Source organism: Mesorhizobium sp. M2E.F.Ca.ET.209.01.1.1, from assembly GCF_004010375.2.
Taxonomy (GTDB): domain Bacteria; phylum Pseudomonadota; class Alphaproteobacteria; order Rhizobiales; family Rhizobiaceae; genus Mesorhizobium.
On record NZ_SADP02000002.1, the window covers coordinates 132,581 to 151,532 of the forward strand.

Below are 18,952 nucleotides of genomic sequence, written 5' to 3' on the forward strand. Positions count from 1 at the left end.
TGTTCTCCTCCCGATAGAACTCAATGTGGTGGACGCACTCCTTGCCATGCGCTTTGCAACAGCGAGCGGATGGCCGCGCGGTCGAAGGGCCGCGGATTGGGGTAGGGGCTTTTCGTGGCGATCTCGGCCGCGCGGTCGAGGTCGCTCTCCTTCAGCCCGAAATCGCTGAGCGCCAGCGGCGAGCCGATCGATTTGGCGAAATCGTAAAGCGCTTGCCCGGGCGAGCCGCCGAAGATCTCGGCCACCGGCCGGAGCAACTCGGGCACCGCAACGGCGTTGAAGCCGATCGTATGCGGCAGCATGATCGCGTGCGTTTCGGCATGCGGCGTGTCGAAGCTGCCGCCCAGCGTGTGGCAGATCTTGTGATGCAGCGCCATGGCGACCTGACCGAGGACCGTGCCGCAAAGCCACGCGCCGTAGAGCGCTTTGGCCCGGGCTTCCGCGTCGCGCGGGCTGGCAACGATGACCGGCAGCGCCTCCTTCAGCGCGCGCATGCCCTCGGCCGCCATCATCGAGGTGATCGGGTTGCGGTCCTCTGCGTAGAGGCCTTCGGCGGCATGGGCGATGGCATTGAGGCCGCTGGTCACGCTCATGCCGACCGGCAGGCCAAGGGTCAGTTCGGGGTCATAGATCACCACTTCAGGCAACACCCTGGGACTGCGCAACGTCGTCTTGGCGCCGCCTTCGGTCTGGCCGAGGATCGGCGTCACTTCCGATCCGGCATAGGTGGTCGGAATGACGACCTGGGTGATGTCGGTACGATAGGCAATCGCCTTGCCGAGCCCGGTCGTCGACCCGCCGCCGAGCGACACCACGCAGTCGGCCTTGACCTCGGCGGCCTTGGCGACGGCGCGCTCGGTGATCTCGACCGGCGTGTGCATTGTGGCGCCGGAAAACGTGCCGACGCAGAGCGCGCCGAGTCGTCCGGCCAGCGCTTCGCCGTCCTTGGCCTGCTGCGGCGTCGAGAGCACGAGCGCGCGGCGGCATCCTAGAGCTTCGATGTGGTCGGCCGCATGCGCCGACGCGCCGTTGCCGAAGACGATGCGGGCGCTGCTGCCCTGATAGGTGAAACCCAGAGTCATGCCGCCCGCCGTTCTTTCCTGGCCCGCACCATCACGAAAGTAAAGTCGAGCGCCCAATGTGCATCCTGCTTGCGGAAGGCGCCGAGCAATTCCTGCTTGACGCCGAACAGCGCGTCTTCGGCAAGCAGCGGGTCGCCGGCATCATAGACATGCGTGCTGATGGTCTCGAAGCCGCCGGCCTTGACGATGAAATGCAGATGCGCCGGCCGCCTGAGCGGATAGCCGATGCCGCCGAGCATCTGGCCGACAGGCCCGTCCGCCGGCACGCCATAGCCGCAGGGCCTGACGGTCCGATAATGGAAACCGCCATCCTTGCCGGTCTCGAAGACGCCGCGCAGGTTGAACTCCGGCTGCAGGTCGGGCTGCTGGTTCTCGTAGAAACCCTGGGCATTGGCCTGCCAGGTCTCGATCGTCGCGCCGGCAACCGGCTCGCCGTCGAGATCGGTGACGCGGCCACGCACCTGCAGGGTTTCCCCTTTGCCGTCGAGCGAGATGTTCGCGCCGAGCGGCAGGCGCGGCGCGTCGGCGCGGTAGAACGGCCCGCGCACGGTGTTGGGTGTGGCCCCTTTCGGCCGGCGCGAGTTGATCTCCTCGATCAGTGCGGTGACGCCGAGCAGGTCGGAAAGCAGCACCCATTCCTGCCGCCTGTCGTCGCTGGCATGGCCGACATTGGTGAGGAATTTGATGGCATGCCGCCAGTCCTCGGCGGTGGGACGCGTTTCACGCACGGCAAGATGCAGATGCTCGACCAGCGAGACGAGGAATTTCGGCAGCGCCCCGTCGGCGCGCCTCTTCAGCCGCTCGACGACGAGCTCGGCCGAATTCGTCTCGTTGAACCAACGGTCTGCCATGCTTCCTCCTGCGATGAAGCTAGCAGTTTGATGCGTAGCACTTGATGATTTTTTGGAGAGTCAATATAGCAATTTGCTATGAAGCTCGAGGAACGGCATCTGGTGCAACTCGCTGCCGTGGTCCAGGCCGGTGGCGTCACCGAAGGCGCTGCCCTGCTTGGCCTGACGCAGCCGGCGGTTTCGCGCACCTTGTCGATGCTGGAGAAGCGGCTCGGCGAGCCGCTGTTTCTGAAGGGCCGGCGCCCGTTGCAGCCGACGCCGCTCGGGCGCGCGCTGGCCGACCACGGCCAGGCCATGCTGGTGGCCTCGCGCAAGGCGTCGACGCTGGTCGAGCGTTTTCGCCAGGGCCGCACCGGCCTGGTCCGCGTCGGCGGCACGCCCTTCTTCATGGATGCGCTGATCTCCGGCATGATCGCCGAGTTCCAGAACGGCTCGCCGGATGTCCGCATCGACCAGAGCTACGGCTATCTGCCGGATTTGCGCGAGGCATTGAACGCCGACCGCATCGACCTCGCCATCTGCCCGATCGACATGCTCGACGAAGGCTCGGGCATGCGCTTCCAGGAAATCCTCCCGGGCCGCAACATCGTCGCCTGCCGCTCCACTCATCCGTTGCTTCTAAAGCGCCGGCTCAACGCTGCCGAGCTGCTCGACTATCCCTGGATCGCGCCGCCGCCAGGCAGTCCGCTGCTTGCCGACCTGCGCAGCCTTGCCTTGTCGCTAGGCGCGACCGAGATCAAGATCCGCTATGCCGGCGGCTCACTGACCAGCGCCATCAACTACATGAAAGCGAGCGACGCGCTCACAATCCTGCCGCACAGCGTCGTCTTTGCCTTCCGCGCCGAGAAAGCGATCACCGCGCTGCCGGTCAACATCCCGCATCCCGAACGCGCGCTCGGCCTGCTCTACCGCACCGAGGATCTGCGCGCCCCGGCGGTCGAGGCCTTTTCAGCCCATATCCGCAAGAGCTTCGAAAATCTCAAGCATCTGATCAAGCGCCATGAGCAGGCAGTCGTTTGGGGGTTGTGATCCCTTGTCTCTGACACGATGGTCTCTGACACCATATTACAAGCTTCGGCGAGGCCCGATTGGAAACGGAATGACTGTTCTATTCAAAGATTCTAACTCCGGTCGAATTGACAGCCTCCTTTTGAAGGCTAACGGCTAGACCACCGTTTCTCCTCCATCGACAACCAGAATCTGACCCGTCATATACGAGGAGCGGTCAGACACCAGAAACAGCACTGCCTCCGCGATTTCCTCGACGCTTGCCCAACGGCCAAGCGGCACCCTTTCGCGGATGTAGGCTTCGATGGCTTCTCGGCCTCCCATCTGGGCGATGAAAGGAGCATTGAAGGGCGTGTCCACCCAGCCCGGGCAAAGCGCGTTGACGCGAATGCCGAAGCGGCCATAGTCGCCGGCCATCTGCCTGGTCATCGCGATCACCGCGTGCTTGGTCGTCGTATAGGCGATCATCTCGCGGTCGTAGAGCACGCCGGAGCTCGACGATGTGTTGAGGATGACGCCGCGGCCTGCCTTCTTCATGAATGGCATCACGATGCGGGCACCCAGGAAGTGAGCCCGCACATTGAGCGTCCAGGAGGTGTCGAAGCCTTTCACGCTCACACCGAGCACATCGCCTTCGACCTGTACGCCGGCATGATTGTGCAGGATGTCGATCCTGCCCTCAGTGTGGATGAAATCGTGAAAGCCGGCTTCAAGCGCCTGATCGTCGGTCAGGTCGAACACAAGTGCCTTTGCCCGGCCACCTGCGGCAAGAATTTGTTCGACGGTCGCGTTGGCGCCGCCGGTGCTCCGATCCGCCACTCCGACCACTGCACCCTCGCGCGCGATGATCAGCGCCGCAGCCCTGCCGATGCCGGATCCCGCGCCGGTGACGATTGCGGTCCTGTCCTTCAGGATCATCCCTCTTCACCCTTTCTCGCCGGCTTGTAATCCTGCATCATCCGGCGGGCGAGCCTCGGCCGCTCCGGTGCGCGCGCGTCAACCTTGAGGACAAGACAGGCATGTACGACTTCGGCCCCTTCGAGTTCGAGTCGAAGCAGGATTTTTTCGACAAGGCAATGCGTTTCTGGAATCCTGACAAGACCAGGTTCTGGCAGAAGGCCGGGATCGACCTGGTGATCGGGAGGCGGGAGGGTTATTTCCTCTACGACATGTCGGGGCGCCGCCTGATCGACCTGCACCTCAATGGCGGCACCTACAATCTCGGTCACCGCAATCCGGAGCTGGTCGAGACGCTGAAGAGCGCGCTCGACTATTTCGACATCGGCAACCACTGGTTCCCTTCCGTGGCGCGAACGGCGCTGGCCGAATCCCTCATCAATGTCTCGCCCGGCATGAAATACGCGATCTTCGCGCCGGGCGGCGCGGAGGCGGTGGACATCGCCATCAAGAGCGCCCGCTATGCCACTAAGCGGCGCAAGATCGTGTCGATCATCAAAGGCTATCACGGACATTCGGGGCTCGCGGTAGCGACCGGCGACGATCGCTTCACCAAGATCTTTCTCTCCGACCAGCCTGAGACGTTCATCCAGGTGCCCTTCAACGATATCGACGCCATGGCGCAGGCGCTCGAGGGCGAAGACGTCGCGGCGCTGATTATGGAGACGATCCCCGCCACCTACGGCTTCCCGATGCCGAAGGATGGCTATCTCACCGCCTGTAAGGCGCTGTGCGAAAAACATGGCGCGATGTACATCGCCGACGAGGTCCAGACCGGCCTTATGCGCACCGGCAGCATGTGGGGCTGGCAGGCCTATGGCGTCCAGCCGGACATCATGGTGACGGCAAAGGGCCTGTCCGGCGGCCTCTATCCGATCAGCGCGGCGCTGGTGAACGACAAGGCCGGCGGCTGGCTCAACGAGGATGGTGCGGCCCACATCTCGACCACCGGCGGGGCCGAGCTCGGCTGTGTCGTTGGCCACAAGGTCATCGAGATGCTGCAGCGGCCTGAACTGGCGGCCAATGTCGGCACCGTGACCGAGTTCATGGCACAGGCCATGCGCGAGATGCTGGCTCGTCACGGCGATATCTTCACCGGGGTGCGGCAGAAGGGCGTGATCCTCGGTCTGGAATTCAGCAATCATCCCGAGGGCGCCGTCTTCGCGTCGCGTGCACTCTACGAGCAGGGCGTCTGGGCGATCTTCTCGTCGCTCGACAAGCGGGTGCTGCAGTGGAAGCCTGGCGTGCTTCTGGATCCAGAAACCTGCCGGGACATCATGGATCGCTTCGACGCGGCAATGCCGCGCGCCCGAGAGTTGCTGCATCAGGCAGGCAAGGCGAGTTGACATGTCCCGAACCTGGTTGAAACTGCCAAGCGTCCGGTTCGAGCTGGCGGCCGGGCTTGCCGTGATCGCGCGGATTCTGACAGGGGACAAGGGTGCAATGATAGGGCAGGGCGGACAGTGACGGATTTCGACGCACTCACCCACGACCAGCAACTCGGCATCCTGCAGGAGACGGCGGAGGCGGCCACCGCCAACTACGATCTGCCGGCGGACGTTTCCGTCGAGATGATCAACCTGTCGGAGAATGCGACCTACAAGATTGCGGCTCGCGACGGCCGGCGGTGGGCGCTCCGGATCCATCGCGACGGCTACCATTCAAGGACAGCCATCCAATCAGAACTGGCCTGGCTGGCCGATCTCCGCCAGACCAGGATCGTCCCCACACCCGTGCCGGTGGCGGGAAAGGACGGTGAGCAAATCCAGCTTGTCGGCCATGCCAGACTGGCGCAACCCCGCCATGTCGTGTTGTCGCAATGGGAGACCGGTTCGGAGCCGGGCATAGGCGAGGCGCTTAGCGAACCTTTCGAGGTGCTGGGCGAGGTAACGGCCCGCATGCACATCCACGCCCGGCAGTGGCGGCGCCCTTCGTGGTTCAGCCGCCCCGTGTGGGATTTCGAGACGAGCCTCGGCGAGGAAAACCCCCATTGGGGGCGCTGGCGTGACGGCATGGGCGTCGACGCCGCGAAAGCCAAGCTCTTTGGCCGGACCGCGGAGCTGATCGGCCGCAGGCTCGCTGCCTTCGGCAAGGGCCATGACCGCTTCGGCCTTATCCATTGCGATCTGCGGCTCGCCAACCTTTTGATCGACGGCAAGACAGTGAAGGTCATCGACTTCGACGACTGCGGCTTTGGCTGGTATATGTATGATGCCGCGACGCCCATCTCTTTCTACGAGCACGAACCGCAGGCTGCCGATCTTATCCAGTCGTGGACGACCGGCTATCGCCGCGTGCTTGATCTGCCTAAGGCGGACGAGGACGAGATCCCGACCTTTGTGATGCTGCGCCGCCTGCTGCTGGTTGCGTGGATCGGCTCGCACGCGGAGACGGACCTCGCCAGGTCGATGGGCCTGCCCTATACCGAAGGAACGGTCGGGCTGTGCGAGGCGTATCTGGGCAAGTTTTCCTAGAGCAATTCCAGGAAAAGTGTGTAACAGTTTTCCGTCCGGAATTGCGTAGAAACAAATACTTAGAGCGGTTCGGCGATTCCGTGAAACGTTGAACCGCTCTAGTTCTGCGTGGCTGCTGTTCGGGGCAAATGATCCGGTGCCATCATCAGGCCAGCGCTTCCAGGCTCTCCGGCAGGATTTGGCCGCCGTCGACGATGATCGTCTGCCCTGTCACGTAGCCTGCTTCTTTCGACGCAAAGTAGAGCGCGGCGTAGCCGATGTCCTCCACCGTTCCGAGCCGCTTGAGCGGGATCGAGGCGGCCATGGTCTTCTGATAGTCCTCGCCCAGGCCGGCAAGGCCTTCGGTCACGATGTTGCCCGGCATGATGGCGTTGATGGTGATGCTGTATTTCGCCAGTTCGATGCAGGCCGTTCGCATGAAGCCGAGCTGTCCCGCTTTGGTGGCGCCGTAGTGCGACCAGCCGGGAAAACCGGTGATCGGGCCGGTGATCGACGACGTCAGCACGATGCGGCCCTGGTCGGATGTCTTGAGATAGGGAACCGCTGCCTTGACCGCGTGGAAGGTGCCCTTGAGGTTGGTGTCGACAACCTCGTCCCATTGCTGCGAGGTCATGTCTTCGAGCCGCGCTTGCGGGAAGATGCCGGCATTGGCGCACAAAACGTCGATACGACCGTTTCTCGCGGCTGCCACTGCAAGCGCGCTCTCGATGCTGGCGAGCGAGGTAACGTCGCCAACCACGCCAAAGGCGCCATGGCCGATCTCGGCGGCCGCGGCTTCGGCTTGGTCGGGATGGCGCGCAACGATCGCGACCTTGGCACCCGAGAGTGCGAACACCCGCGCTATGCCCTTGCCGATGCCTTTCGATCCGCCGGTAACGACGACAGACCGACCCTTCAAGGACTGGGTCATGACTTGAAGCTCCAAGATGTGACGGGGACAGAGCGGATGCCCTGTCCCCGCTGTCGCAAGGATTTCTGGGCCGTAGGCGCCCTAGCCCTCGTTCACCATGTGACCGATGTTCTCATATGCCTTGGGGTTGGCCGACTTCAGCACGAAGCCCCAGATCAAGCCGACGATAAGGATAGCAAGCCCGACATAGGGGATGCTCCTGGCAAAGCCATTGGTGCCGCCCAGGGTCGCGAGATTGGCAACAAGCGTGTAGACGAGGACCAGTTGGACAATGAGGGAGATCAACGGCGCGATGACAGTCGTCAGCATGCTGCCGCCGCCATTCTTCTTGAACCACATGTAGATCGCCAGCGAGACAACGGCTTGCAGCACCAAAAGCAGTCCGGTGCCAAGCACAGCAAACAGCGTATAGACGCCAAGCCAGGCCTGTCCGGACGGATCGTCGAAGCCGTAGGCCAGACCGTAGAGCAGCACCCATACCGCCGCCAGCACCGATTGCAGCGCCGAGGCCTTGTGTGGGCTCTTGTGGTGGTCATGCGTCTCAGCGATCGCCTGCGGCAGGACGCCTTCGCGCGCCAGCGAATACAAATAGCGGGAAGCAGTGTTGTGGAAGGCCATGCCGCAGGCGAAGGAACTGGTCAGGATGAGCAGCGACATCAGCTGGTAGCCCCAGCCGCCGACAAAAGTCTGAATGGGCGTCAGGAAGAAGTTCACGCCGTCGGAGAAAGCCTTGGCTACCATATCGGCCTCGGTCGGATAGGCCGCCACCGCGCACCAGCTGACGAAGGTGTAGAACAGGCCGAGGCCAATGACCGAGATCAGCAGCGATTGCGGAATGATGCGCTTGGGATCGCGGGATTCCTCGGCATAGTTCGGCGCCATCTCGAAGCCGACCCAGGACCAGAACGCCATGAAGATGCCGACGGCCGCTTCGCCCGCCGGTATGGCCACATCGCCGACCTTCTGCTCGGCGACAGGCGTGAACACCTTGAAAACATTGAGCGAATCGCCGGAAAAATTCGTTGCGCCATGGGCAAAAATCACGCCCAGCGAAAAGATCAGAAGCATGATCACCTCAAGAATGAGGGCTATGCCGAGCAACCGCGCCGACACCTTCACGTCGCGGTAGGCAAGTGCCGCGATAACCACGATCATGGCGAGCGCCAGGACGATCCACGGTACGTTGATGCCCAAGTGCTGGGAAATCCACAAATTGCCGAAAAAGGCGAACAGTCCGGTGAGGGAAGCTTCGAACAGCGAGTAGCAGGCGAGCGAGCCGATGCCCGCCGACATGCCGACCTCGCGGCCGAGCCCCTGGCTGATAAAGGAGTAGAAGCCGCCGACGGAGGAGACCCGCGATGCCATCGCGGCATAGCCGACCGAGAAGATGGTCAGCACGATCGTCGCCATCAGGAAAGCGGCGGGGGTATATTTGCCGATGCCGTAGCCTGCCGCGAACGGGACATTGCCGAGCATCGCCGACATCGGCGCCGCGCCGGTGACGGCCAGAAACAGCACTCCCGCGAGCCCCACGGCCTTCGAGTGCAAAAGGTTGATGCTGTTACTTTTCGAGACGTCGATCGTCCCGCGTGCAGTTTCCATGGCCATGAAGCCCTCTCCATTCGTGACAGCTGTATGCAGTTCCCCGCACATGGCGGCCGATGTGTCCCGGCCTGCTCGTGCAGCCACGACACTACGGACGCCGCGTCACTTTGCCAAGGCCATGATTTCGCAAAGCTCGCCGCTCGACATCACGTGGCAGTAGATCATGTTGATGATTTCGAGCTCCTGGCGATGAAGCTCGTCGGTCGCCGCCGCGCAGCAATCCTCGATCACGATGACGGCATAGCTTTCGTCGGCCAGGCTGCGCACAGTCGAAGACACGCACTGGTCCGTGAAGATGCCGCAGCAGATGACATTCCGGATGCCGAGATTGTGCAGGATCAGGCGCAGATTTGTTCCCGTCAGCGCGGAATCGGTGGTTTTGGTCACCACGATTTCGTCGCCGACCGGCTGAAGTTCTGGAACGAGCTGGGACGGCGCGTCGTTCTTTGGCAACAGCAAATTGTTCCAGCCTGGCATTTTCTGCGAAAGCGAGCGGTCGCGCCCGTCCTGCGTGTGACAGGCGATGCGGGCAAAAAGGCATTCGATGCCGTTTTGCCGTGCCAGCGCCAGCAGTCTTGCCGTGTTCGGTATGACCGTGCTGTGCATGCGCTCGTGGAACGGCGTCCACAGATCGTAGCGTTGCTGTTCCTGCAGCGAAAGCGATGAGCGATCCGGCCGTTCCAGGTAGGTGTTCTGAACGTCGATGACCAGGATGGCGGTTTGCGCCGGAACCAGCACCGGATCATCCGGCTCGGGTGCGCCGAGATAGTAGAGCGAACGGAATCCGGTTTTCCAGCTCATGCGGTTCTTTCAGAAGCGGAACGTGAAAAGGCCGCGCGCCGCGTAGGTCTCGGCGGCTTCTTCGATGAAACGGGCGATGCGTTCGGCCTGGTAGGTATCGCGCATCTTGGCTGCGGCCTCGAGCAATTCTTCCTTGGATTTGGCGCGGCCGGGGCGCAGCAGTTCGTACACCTGCATGATGAAATCCTGCGGCACCTCGACAAGCTCTGCCCCACGCTCGAAGTTGAGTGCCAGTGTCGGCCGGCCGACATCGCGCGCCACATCGGCCTGTGCCTGCAGCGCTTGTGGTGTGATGCGAAGGTCTTCCATCGTCACGTCGCCCGCAAGCACCGAATCCAGCGTTATCTCAGGAAGCGACTTGCCCCGCTTGCCCGCAACAGTGCCGGGCTGTGTTTCGGCGAGCGGATAGTCGGCGCGCGTGAGGGTCACGATTTCACCTCCGTCAGGGTGACGTCGACCTCTTCGGGAGCCGCACCGACCTCCGTCAGCCCGGTTTCGATAGCGTAGATGAGGGCGACGCGGGCGTGGTAGCGAGACCCCATGGCTTCGCCCCGCTGCGGCACAACGATGGGCTCTGGCATTTCGCCCAGCGCATAGGCCGCCGCATTGGCACCCAGCGCGCGATAGTGCTCGAGCCTGGTGATCGGCGCATTGGAAAACAGTTCGAGGTTGTTGTGCGGCTGGCGGTCACGCTGATGGATGACGGCCGTGCCCTTGGCCTGGATACCGATACCGATGCCGCTGCCGGCAAGCCGCGCAGCGGACAGGCCGAGGAAGGATGTATCGGCCGTATGGCGAAAACGAACGACGCGCGCCTTGAGCCCGCGCGCGCGGATCGCGTCCAGCATGGCGCCAAGCACCTCGGACAGCCGATGTCCGGCCGTCGTTCGGTAAAGCTTCAAGCCGAAGGCCGGGCTGATGCCGATCACCACGTCGTCGTTTGCTGGCCCGTTCGTTGCCGGCCCAAGGTTGCGATAGCGGATGTGCCTTGCCTCGTCCTTCTCGTGCAGGGCTTCCGAGCGCAGCACTTCCTTCTGGTCCAGCACGTCTCGGATGTCATTGAGCTGCAGGCGCCGTTCTTCGGACACGCGATAGCCGGAGCCGGGACCGAGATAGTCGTTCGGATCGTTGACCGCACTCACGATCCGCCCATCGCGGATCATGGCTGAGGTCTGCAGATAGTCACCGGAGAGGCGCAGCTTGACCACGTTGAGGAGGTTCTCCGCCTCTTCTCGGAACCCACGCTTGGCCAGCGCCTTGACGACGTCGATCACGGTGATGCCGCGCTCCTTGATGGCTTCGCTGATAAAGCTGACGTCGCGTGGCATCAGGCTGCGCGTGTCGTCGGAACCGGAAGCGTAGACCACGCTGCTCTTCATGTCCTCGGTCGGTGCGGAAAGGTCGAGTTCCTCGAACACGGCGGCGATCGCTTCCACCGCCCGCTCGCGCAGCTCGATCGCGCGCGACTCGGGCAGCGGCGTCAGCCCGCCATCGGCCTCGAAATCGCGCTGCAGCACAAGATAATCTTCCAGTTCCTCGCCGTTGATCAGCGACGGGTTGAACGAATTGTCGTATTTCAGGATCGACCCCATGCCGGAGCAGATCAGATCCGAGCCGGCAATCAGGTAGGGAAGGATCTTGGCGCCGACGCGAATTTCCGATTCGGTCGAGCGCGCGTCATTGCCCGAGGCGCATTCGAGATCGAGCCAGACGGCGATGAGGTTCTCGGCCATCAGCTCGCGAACACCGCCGGGTATAGTGGCGGTCAAAGGCGCTCCGTCGATACCGCCATTTTGCGTGCCTTGCACCCCCATGCCGCGCTGCAGGCAGAGGCAGCGCGCCTCCAGGTAGAGCAGCGATTTTGCTTCATGGAAGCCCATCAGCAATTCGGAGCCGGCACCCGACGTGCAGCGCATCTTGACGCCGCGCGAGGCGTAGGCGGCGGCGAGAAATGCCTTGGACCACGGCGTGTCGTCGCCATCGGTGAACGACTTTTCAGTGCCGTAGACGGAAACGGTTTCGGCGTAGGAGGTAAAGCCGGCCATGGCGATGCGCAGCTCTTCGGCCTCCTCACTGGAGCATTGGAACAGCGTTCCCCAGCGACCGACCGCGCCGCCTACCGCGCATGCCACCGCGTTGGACCAGGCGTTGCGCGACACACGCATCGTTGTCTCGATCTCGTCGAAGCCAAAGGCAACGGCGGTTGCGGCGTCTGCGGCGAGCTGGAGCGGGTCGTCCTTGGCGTTGGTTACATGCGCCTGGTTGCCTGGCGTCTTGCGGGCTCGCATCTTCGAGTAGGCGAAGGCGATCTCCAGCGCATTGAGCTGCGACACGACCTCAGCGAGTTTCGCAGGCGTCATGCCGTGGGCGAGCCGCACGAGCTTTTCGCGCGGAACGTTCATGTCGACCAGCCAGCGCGCAATGGTCGCTGACTCCAGGGCCATCGCTTCCGGCGCCACTTCCGGGTCGATGTGATGGCGGGCGATGAAGCGGTCGATCATGTCGTAGTCGTGTTCGAGCACCCCATCGAGGGATACGACGCGCCCGTCCTTGATGCCGATGCCAGGCTGGGGATCGGCCGGACTGGAGAAAGCGGAGAAGCCGTTGGCAGGGTCTTCCGCCGCAAACTTGTCCAGACGCAACGGCCGCTCGTCCCAGTCGGCGAAGCGCTTCCAGCGGTTCAGTTTCGGCGTCATGCGTGCGATCCTCGACCCAGCCGAAAGACTAGTGAATGCTTACTCGCCACACAATGACCCTGGATCGGCCGCCGGCCAAGGGGGCGCAGGCCGCGGGCTCAAAAGCTCCTCGCCGCGGTTGGCATGGTGGCGGTACTTTGAAAGACCACGCTATCGGACGCCGCAAGCTGCGAGAAATCGTCCGATTGTTCTCGATAGTTGGTGAAACGCCGAAAATATTCTCGAGTCGATTTTCCATTTAAAATCAAAAGCATAACGTTTTGACGGTCTTGATGCCGGTGTTTGGGCGGCGGCAAGAAGTATTTTGGGCGCTCTTCTCGCGGCGTCTGCAACAAGGCGGAATACGAGATCCAGCGTCGCCACATGATACAGCAGTGGTCAGACGTGGTCGAAGCTTGGGTCGAGGGGAGAAGACGCTCCATCGTGCTAAGGCCCCCGACGATGACGGCCTTTGAGCCCGATCCAGCGCTTTGAAAGGACCAGTCTTTCGCAAACTTGCATAGCGAGCTTGGCGCGCCTGATAGGTACCGCCCGGCGAGCACGCAACCAGGCCTCGACCTCGGCCAGATCCCAAACGACGCGCTCTACAACGTGTCGAGCTCCGAGATGCTCGGGATGGTGGAAGGTCCGCGCATGCGGATGGGCCAGATCAGCGCCCAGCAAAAAAGCCCGGGCCGCTCGAGCGAGCGGCCAGGGCATTTCAAATGCTGTCGAACAAAGGCCTAAATTTCTCGAACCACTATTTTCCGGTTTGGCCGGGAGGGCCGATGTGAATGTGGTTCTTGTCCCCCCAGCCGTTGCCGGGCCATCCGCCCGATTTGGCGATTGCCCTGGAGTTCAAGCTCGTGCCGAGCAGAAGCGTGATGGCTGGCGGCGTGACCGCCGCGAAGCGTCCCGCCTTCTTGAGAAAGTCACGACGCGCCTGAGCTTCGGAAACGAGAATCTCCGGTTTCCCTTCCGAAGGTTTATTTTCGATCGCCATGTCAAGGCCCTCTATTTCTGGAAAATTACTTTACAGATTGCAGAAAAATAAACCAGTACGTCAAAAGGCCTAGGCTTCGCGCGAGAGAAAACAACGCGACGTCCTTGGTCTTCTCACTCATTGCACGTCAGCTGGGCTTTTCCCATCCGCCCGGACGATCGCTGTCTCTGCCGCCGACTGCGGACCGTCGGCCGTCTGGCTGACGGTCCGCTCGACTGTGACAATGTCGCCCGGTTCGATTGGAGGGTCGCGGCCGTCATCAAACGTGAGGATACTCTGCCTGCGTCTGATCGTGAATCGAATAGCGCTTGCCGTGTGCAATGGGCTAGCGATTGCTGCCTGCGCTTGGCCCATAATGTCGCTGAGCGTCTGGATGCGGTTCACGGCCTCATGCAGGCTTGCCTCGGTCGCCTGCATATCTGCGAGAACTTCCTGCTGCCTGGAGGATTGCAAGTCGAACATGTCCTTCTCGATTTTGGAGATCTGTTCGCGCACAATGAAGATACGGCCATTGATATCAAGCTGCTGCGACTGCAACTCAGTGTGTGCTTGCTGGAGAGTCAAGATCTGTGCCGCCGTGATCAGGCCGTTCTGGACCAAGCCCTTCGTGCGTTCGACTTGGGCCTCAATCCTTTGAGACTGATCTGCGTTCACGTCAATGCGCCCTTGAAGTGCCTTTACCTCCTCTTCGTTCAGCGACTTCTGGCTGGCAAGTGAGTTGAGACCTTGGCGCAATGCGTTGCGCCGCTCTTCAAAAAGCTGGCGCTCTCTTTCCACGAGAGATTTCGAGTTTGCACCGAGTTCGGGTGGGAAGGAGACTGCGGACTCACCCGCAAGTTCAGCGCCAAGCCGCGCACGTTTTGCCTTGAGTTCGTCGATTCTTTGCGACAGCGTACGCGCATCGCCCGCCGCCGAAAGGAGGTCGTGCGCCGGCTGCCACACCGCTGCCCCCTGCATCAACCGGGACCCGCCGGCGATACTGTAGGCCTTCAATGCCGTGAGCCCCGGTTTGAACGCAAATTCACCGGGGTGATCGACATCGCCCATAACGTAATAGGGCCGGTACTCTGCAACATCGACGATGACACTGGGCTTGGCGATGAGGCCGACTTGGGCCTGCAGTCTGTTCGCAACATCGGCGGCGATTTCCGGCGCGCTGCGCGACGCCGCATCGACGAGCCCGATCAGCGGCAACTCCACCCGCCCATTGCTTCCGACAACGAACTCTCCATTGAATGCAGGCCACTCGCGCAATGTCCCATCCGCCTGCTGCCAGTCATAGACGCGAACGCTCAGCTTATCCTGCGGGCTGATCGTTAAGTTGAGGCCATCCTCGGCCCGCGCCGCCGCCACGGTCAAAGCCATAGCAGCGGTCAGTGAAACATAAAGCGGAACATTGCGATGCATGAACTCACCCGTTTCCAACAGAGCAGCTCCAAACAATCAGAACGAGCGACAGGCCACGGCGTCAATGCCTGATTGTGACGGCGAGATTACTTGAGGGTGAGTTTATCAACACCAGCCGCGGGTGAGGTAGTGCGCATCGGATTAAACCGGTCTACCTCTTTCGGAGTATTGTGAGGCGCATAATCAGCCAATTGGAATAGCTCGAGCCGTGCGGCTCTAGGGCTGCACCGCTGTAGACGGTTTCACGTCTTTGCCGTCCCGCTTAGTCGCGATTTTTTCGACTTGATCGGTCGCCTGATTGTGGGGGCGTATTACCTGAACCGTATTGTCGCGGCTCAATATATTGAAATAGGCGTAAGCGATTGCCATCCACAATGGGATCGACAGCAAGAGCCCAATGGCTATCCCCTTGAATGCATGTGAGGAACTCATCTCTAACTCTCGTATCTCTGCAAGTCTTGCAATACTAGTGTTTGTCGCTCAGAAGTGTGCAGCCGTTCTGGGACAACGACACGCATCAAAACAAAGGCTTAAGGCGCATCGCTTGGATCCGATTCAGCGCGACGCACTTTAATACCAGCTACCCACAACGGAGCATGCCGCTTACCCACAACGGAGTATACCACATACCTACGACGGAGTAATGGCCTAAACGACTTTTGCAAACAATTCACTGCCCGGAGTAATTACTCCCCTTCCGAGGTTTGGCGGCAGAGTGGCTTATCGGGCTGCTGCTATTTTCATCCTGAACCGAGAGGCAAGTGCGGCATTTGTGACGTCAAGGACAAATTCGTCCGGATCGAACTCGTCGCCGAACTCTTCGACGCGTTCGGCGTGTTGGGGATGGCTAGGATCCGCCAGGATGGCCAGCAATTTCCTGACAACCCCAGACGCCGCCGCAATCTTCCGGCGGACAATTGCGCTTACCCGCGATACAGACCGGATAGACTTCCCCCTCGACCGCCGGCTCGCTTCTTTCGAATGCGCTGCCAGTTGTCTCCGAAGTCGTAAATATAGGTGAAGCGAACGACAGGAGATCTCAGCAAGCCGTTTAGGCTCACTCGATTTTCGTCGGCGACGTCATCGACACTGTGCCGATCGCCAAATTGGTCGCCCCCCGAGGTAGGTCTTGCCGTTGGCGTCGTGGGCGATCGGGTGCTGATCCTCTCGAACTCCTCCCAGGAAATATATGCCTCATGGTGGCCGCGGATCGAAACCTCCCAGTCCTTCCAGTTGCGGCGGCCATCCAGTCCGGAAGATGGAAGGTCCCGCTGTGCGGCTGCCGAATAAAGAGGTGGCGGATGCCGTCAATGATCATGCTCACCGACCACGGCAAAGTTCTGCCCGCCCAACGGATGGAATGGATGGGTGACGACCACGTCGAAGCCTGGATTCCCTCCCGGACCTTGACCCGCATCGCAAGGCTGGCCCGCATTCGAAATCGACGCGCCCAAGCCTTGGACCTTCAAGACAGGCGCTATCAGCTAAGCGCTTACGTTGGACGGAAGCCGCCAAAAGGTCCCGTTGTCGCGAGCGCGCACCGAGGGGCTGGAGACGGAAAGAGCGCCTACTGCGAGGTGTGCCTGGTCTTGCTGAGCAGAGCCCAAGTGGCGATTAGGTTGGTCGTGGCGTAGCGGACCAACAGGCGCCTTGGTTCGAGATACAGCCGGTGCGCCCACTCGAGACCGGCCGACTGCATCCATTGTGGTGCCCGCCTGTGGGCGCCGGACAGAAAGTTGAACAACCCGCCGCTGGTCTTCATCACGCCAACATTGGTCAGCTCTTGTCGCCAGCGATGGCAGAACTCGAGCTCGCGCGGAAAACCCATCGCTACCCACAGTATATCTGGTCGTAAGACATTGATCTCCTGCACTGCCAGCAGCTCTTCATCCGTGGACGCAAAGTAGCCGTTCCTCCGTCCCACAATTCGAAGGCCGGGATAGCGGGCGCGGACATTGCCAACAGCGGATCGATTCTCATCTTCCGAAGCGCCGAGCATGTAGAAGCTCGCGCCTTCGGCGGCAGCGAGCTTCGCCACATCGTGGAACAGATCCGTGGTCGCGGAGCGATCTCGCAGCGCGCCGTTTCCCAGCAACCGGGAAGCGAAGACAAGCGGCTGGCCATCGGCGCTCAGAACATGCGTGCACGCAAGGAGCTGCTGTGTGCGATGACGGTTCCGGCCAACATAGAGGTCGGCCAACACCTGTCCGTTGACTGACGAACAGATATAGGGGGCGAGTCCGCTGCCCCTGGCCTTTAGGGCCATGTCAACCACGAGTCTTGCGGTCTCAACACGGCTGAGGGTGGCAATGCTCACGCCACCAATGATCTCCGTGGGTAGCGCCTGGGAGGCGGTGCGCCCACGCATTTGCATTCGTGACGACTTACTGACGGTGTCCGCACGCATCATCGAATCCCTTTGCCGGTTGGTGCGCTGTGCAGTTGGCGGGATTTTACCAGCGCACAGGGAGTGCCGCGGGAGCGCAAAAGGTCGATGGGTCTCACTCAAAGGAGGTAAGCCGGCTAACCCGCAAGGCCCAATAACGCTGCTGTCAGATCCATGCTAGCAACTGGGGCCAGTGGTAGATTGCAGAACCGCCATCGCCGGTTTGATGTCTTAGACTCAGTTATAGTGTGTGGATGGCTATGAATCAGGTTCTAGTTCCAGGGACGTTGAGCCTCGAAAGCAAAGGTCAGAATGAGAAAGCCGTAATCCGCAGACTTTTCAGCGAACTGGACGCGGCAAGGATTTCCTATTGCCATTGGAAGAGTAACTGCCGTCTTGAAGCGACCCTTGCCGGCGAGGAAGACATTGACATTCTTGTGGACCGCCGACAGGCCGCGAAGTTCCAAGGGGTGCTGAGCGTCTCGGGGTTCAAACTGGCGCAATCCGCTCTTGGAGGCGGCCACCCCAGCACATTTCACGCGATTGGCCTTGACGGTCACACGGGCGAGCTTGTCGACCTCCACGTCTGCCACGAAGTCTATAGCGGCGACAGCCTGGTGAAGAACTACCGCATGCCGATCGAGGGCGAGCTCCTTGCCAACACCCGTGAACTCTTGGGGGTGAAGGTGCCGGACGCGGCCTGCGAGTTGGTCTATTTTGTGCTGAGGATCGCGCTGAAACATCTGAGTCCCATCGAATTACTGAAATCAAACCGTCATCGCAGCAAACACGCCGACGAACTTGCCTGGCTGCAACAGGCGGCCAGTCGAAGCATCGTGCCGCCCCCGGCCATTTGCGACAGGCTGTTTCCCGTTATTGGTGCTGAACTCTTCTCCGATCTCGTCAATGCTATCGCCAGACAAGAAGCAATTTTCCTCCGTATTCGGCTTGGCTGGAAAGTCGCATGGCGGCTGCGCGGCACGCGGCGGCTTTCAGCATTTGGCGCTGCTGTCTCGCGGCTCTGGCGCTTTGGCGATTTCGTCAGGGGCAGGCTGAGTGGCGCGAAGAGTTTGCACCTCGTGAGCGGCGGCGGCATTGTGGCACTGGTGGGCCCCAAGGCGACGGGCAAATCAACGACTGCGAATGAACTCGCCCGCTGCCTCGGCCGGCACCTAAACGTTTGCCGCATCCACGCTGGCAAACCGCCGCCAACGTTGATTTCCTGGCTTCCGAACTGGTTCGTTCCGCTGGCGCGTCGCCTCCTGCCGCATGAACGGATGGCGGTCTATGAAGACCCCGCGCGCCGCGAGCGTCGCGATTTCTCCCTCTTCCATGTCGCACGGATGGCATTGCTCGCACACGACCGCCGCCGTCTGCTGCAGCGCGCTTTGCGCAAAGCGGCAGCGGGCGCAATTGTCATATCTGACCGATATCCCTCGTTGCAGCCCGGCACCATCGACAGCAGCAGCTTCGACAGTGTGGCCCTTGCCGGTTGCGATTCATGGCTGAAGCGCAAGTTGATGCAATACGAACGCTACTGCTACTCCGCGATACCCCGTCCCAATCTCGTAATAAAACTCACAGCGCCGATCGCTATCGCCATCGCGCGCGATGCCACACGCGACAAGGCAGGAGGACCGGACGAGGCCGCGGTACGTCGGCATTGGGAACTCGAACGTAAGACGGATTTCGGATCGACGCCTGTCGTCACCATCGACACAACCGGACCTCTGGAAGAGACGGCCAGACAGGCGGTCAATGCGGTTTGGGCGGTCTTGTGAAAAAGGAGGGTT

Annotated in this window: 15 protein-coding genes and 1 pseudogene; 5 read left to right on the forward strand and 11 right to left on the reverse strand. The window is 61.5% G+C overall.

Annotation, left to right across the window (positions count from 1 at the left end; all coding sequences use genetic code 11):
* Positions 1 to 20: 20 nt before the first annotated feature.
* The gene (locus EN852_RS04100) at positions 21 to 1,082 is read right to left on the reverse strand and encodes a maleylacetate reductase (RefSeq protein ID WP_127878215.1); all 1,062 of its coding nucleotides are present in this window, start codon (positions 1,080 to 1,082) and stop codon (positions 21 to 23) included.
* A complete protein-coding gene (locus EN852_RS04105; protein WP_127878213.1) occupies positions 1,079 to 1,933 on the reverse strand; it encodes a dioxygenase in 855 nt (284 codons plus the stop codon). Before EN852_RS04105 ends, EN852_RS04100 begins: the two co-directional genes overlap by 4 nt.
* A 78-nt stretch (positions 1,934 to 2,011) precedes the next feature.
* Between EN852_RS04105 and EN852_RS04110 the strand changes: the two genes are divergently transcribed.
* Positions 2,012 to 2,962, forward strand: coding sequence for a LysR family transcriptional regulator (locus EN852_RS04110; protein ID WP_127878211.1), 951 nt, complete (start codon positions 2,012 to 2,014; stop codon positions 2,960 to 2,962).
* A 135-nt stretch (positions 2,963 to 3,097) separates the two neighbouring features.
* Here the strand turns inward: EN852_RS04110 and EN852_RS04115 are convergent, their stop codons facing one another.
* A complete protein-coding gene (locus EN852_RS04115) occupies positions 3,098 to 3,859 on the reverse strand; it encodes an SDR family oxidoreductase (protein ID WP_127878209.1) in 762 nt (253 codons plus the stop codon).
* 101 nt (positions 3,860 to 3,960) lie between these two features.
* Between EN852_RS04115 and EN852_RS04120 the strand changes: the two genes are divergently transcribed.
* Both EN852_RS04120 and EN852_RS04125 read left to right on the forward strand, forming a co-directional pair.
* The gene (locus tag EN852_RS04120; protein ID WP_127878207.1) at positions 3,961 to 5,244 is read left to right on the forward strand and encodes an aspartate aminotransferase family protein; all 1,284 of its coding nucleotides are present in this window, start codon (positions 3,961 to 3,963) and stop codon (positions 5,242 to 5,244) included.
* A 117-nt stretch (positions 5,245 to 5,361) separates the two neighbouring features.
* On the forward strand, positions 5,362 to 6,372 hold the full coding sequence (locus EN852_RS04125; RefSeq protein WP_127878205.1) for a phosphotransferase enzyme family protein: 1,011 nt from the start codon (positions 5,362 to 5,364) through the stop codon (positions 6,370 to 6,372).
* 145 nt (positions 6,373 to 6,517) lie between these two features.
* Here EN852_RS04125 and fabG read toward each other — a convergent pair whose 3' ends face one another.
* The 5 genes from fabG to EN852_RS04150 all read right to left on the reverse strand — a co-directional run bounded on the left by fabG (position 6,518) and on the right by EN852_RS04150 (position 12,384).
* Complete coding sequence (fabG, locus tag EN852_RS04130; protein WP_127878203.1) at positions 6,518 to 7,282, reverse strand: 3-oxoacyl-ACP reductase FabG; 765 nt, start codon at positions 7,280 to 7,282, stop codon at positions 6,518 to 6,520.
* Between the two features lie 81 nt (positions 7,283 to 7,363).
* Positions 7,364 to 8,890, reverse strand: coding sequence for an APC family permease (locus tag EN852_RS04135; protein WP_127878201.1), 1,527 nt, complete (start codon positions 8,888 to 8,890; stop codon positions 7,364 to 7,366).
* Positions 8,891 to 8,989: 99 nt separating this feature from the next.
* The gene (locus tag EN852_RS04140; RefSeq protein WP_127878199.1) at positions 8,990 to 9,688 is read right to left on the reverse strand and encodes a cysteine hydrolase family protein; all 699 of its coding nucleotides are present in this window, start codon (positions 9,686 to 9,688) and stop codon (positions 8,990 to 8,992) included.
* A gap of 9 nt (positions 9,689 to 9,697) precedes the next feature.
* Entirely contained in the window at positions 9,698 to 10,117 is a 420-nt protein-coding gene (locus EN852_RS04145) for a diol dehydratase small subunit (protein ID WP_127878197.1), read from the reverse strand.
* Positions 10,114 to 12,384, reverse strand: a complete 2,271-nt coding sequence (locus tag EN852_RS04150) for a propanediol/glycerol family dehydratase large subunit (protein WP_127878195.1) — start codon at positions 12,382 to 12,384, stop codon at positions 10,114 to 10,116. Before EN852_RS04150 ends, EN852_RS04145 begins: the two co-directional genes overlap by 4 nt.
* A gap of 306 nt (positions 12,385 to 12,690) precedes the next feature.
* On the opposite strand from EN852_RS04150, the pseudogene EN852_RS42170 reads away from it, so the two are divergent.
* Positions 12,691 to 12,858, forward strand: a pseudogene (locus tag EN852_RS42170) (integrase); the annotation flags it as partial.
* 265 nt (positions 12,859 to 13,123) lie between these two features.
* On the opposite strand, the gene EN852_RS04165 reads toward EN852_RS42170, so the two are convergent.
* From EN852_RS04165 to EN852_RS04185, 3 genes are all read right to left on the reverse strand, one after another.
* The gene (locus EN852_RS04165) at positions 13,124 to 13,366 is read right to left on the reverse strand and encodes a hypothetical protein (protein WP_127866844.1); all 243 of its coding nucleotides are present in this window, start codon (positions 13,364 to 13,366) and stop codon (positions 13,124 to 13,126) included.
* A 117-nt stretch (positions 13,367 to 13,483) separates the two neighbouring features.
* Positions 13,484 to 14,791, reverse strand: coding sequence for a polysaccharide biosynthesis/export family protein (locus EN852_RS04170; protein ID WP_127880102.1), 1,308 nt, complete (start codon positions 14,789 to 14,791; stop codon positions 13,484 to 13,486).
* 1,549 nt (positions 14,792 to 16,340) lie between these two features.
* Complete coding sequence (locus EN852_RS04185; RefSeq protein ID WP_127867269.1) at positions 16,341 to 17,180, reverse strand: WecB/TagA/CpsF family glycosyltransferase; 840 nt, start codon at positions 17,178 to 17,180, stop codon at positions 16,341 to 16,343.
* A gap of 266 nt (positions 17,181 to 17,446) precedes the next feature.
* Here EN852_RS04185 and EN852_RS04190 point away from each other — a divergent pair, with 266 nt between their 5' ends.
* Positions 17,447 to 18,940, forward strand: coding sequence for a hypothetical protein (locus tag EN852_RS04190; protein ID WP_127880101.1), 1,494 nt, complete (start codon positions 17,447 to 17,449; stop codon positions 18,938 to 18,940).
* Positions 18,941 to 18,952: the final 12 nt, after the last annotated feature.